Annotated in this window: 1 protein-coding gene; it reads left to right on the forward strand. The window is 34.7% G+C overall.

Annotation, left to right across the window (positions count from 1 at the left end):
- Positions 1-136: 136 nt before the first annotated feature.
- Positions 137-1,586 (forward strand): amino acid ABC transporter ATP-binding/permease protein (locus ACZQCL_RS09385; RefSeq protein ID WP_482483012.1); only part of this gene is annotated, 1,450 nt, incomplete at its 3' end.

The following is a 1,586-nucleotide window of genomic DNA, read 5'->3' on the forward strand; positions in this document are numbered from 1 at the left end:
TAAATTCTGTACACATGTTTCATTACCTCACTTACAGGTAAATTGTACAAGTCTATTTGACATTAATGATGTCTATATCCTGTTTTATTAAATGTGTCTAATACGCAAAAAGAATTAGAAAGATATGGTGGCTAATATGAGTACAATTCAAATATTTTCACGTTTAATAAAACTTGTATTTCCATTAACTGGATTTATGATTTGTGCCATCCTGATGGGAGTAGCTGGATTTTTATGTGCCATCTTTATTCCTGTTCTTTCAAGTATGGCCCTAGTAAATGATCCACTATTTAGTTTTCATACGATTGTGATTTTATTATTTGTGTGTGCACTTTTAAGAGGAATCTTGCGCTATGCAGAGCAAGCATGTAATCACTATATTGCCTTTAAATTGTTAGCTCGTATTCGTGATCAGGTGTTTGGGGCATTAAGAAAATTGTGTCCTGCAAAACTAGAAGTGAAAGATAAGGGTAGCTTAATTTCTTTAATTACTTCGGATATTGAATTGTTGGAAGTGTTCTATGCACATACGATTTCTCCAATTTGTATTGCGTTTGTCACAAGTCTAATATGTGTGGGTATTCAAGTGCAGTTTGGATGGATTTATGGACTTTATTCACTATTTGCTTATGTTGTGGTGGGTGTGGTTTTACCTGTCTTTATTTCTAAACAATCAAGACAGATTGGTGTAGAGTATCGTAAAGAAGCTGCTAATCTAAATAGTTATGTATTAGAGAGTATGCGTGGCTTAAAGGAAAGTATGCAGTATATGGATACAGATCGTCGCTTATCAGGTTTGAATAAACAGACTTCTTCCCTGGCAAATTGTGAGAAGGAATTGAAGTATTTTCAAGCTAAGACGATTTCTTTGACAAACTTTTGCGTTGTTTTATTATCTTTAGGTTTATGTTTGATTCATATATATATGAATAGTTCGATTGATTCAATGATTGTATCGGGTGTTCTTCAAATATCTTCTTTTGGACCTGTTATCGCATTGGCAAATTTAGGTTCAACTTTATCACAGACAATTGGAGCTGGACAAAGAGTCATATCACTTTTGGATGAGTCACCTATGGTTGAAGAAGTAGAGAATAAAGAAGAGACAGACTTTAAAATGGTAGATGTATCTTCTGTAGATTTTGCGTATGAAGAGGAACAAATCTTAAAGGATATGAATTTAAATATCCGTGAAAATGAAGTGATTGGTATTCAAGGTAAGAGTGGCAGTGGAAAGAGTACGTTGTTGAAATTGTTGATGCGCTTCTGGAATGTGTCAAAGGGAAGCATCTTAGTGGATGGGTTAAATATTCGCTCTTTAAACACTTCCAATTTAAGAAAGAATGAAGGGTATGTAACGCAGGAAACGATTCTTTTCCATGATACAATTGAAAACAATTTAAGAGTGGCTAAACAAAATGCGACTATGGAAGAAATTGAAGTGGCTTGTAAGAAGGCAAATATTCATGAGTACATCCAGTCGTTGCCAAATGGCTATAAAACGATGGTGGAAGAATTGGGGAGTTCGTTATCCGGTGGAGAAAGACAAAGAATTGGTCTTGCGCGTATGTTTTTGCATGATGCGA

It is taken from the genome of Holdemanella sp. (genome assembly GCF_056804935.1).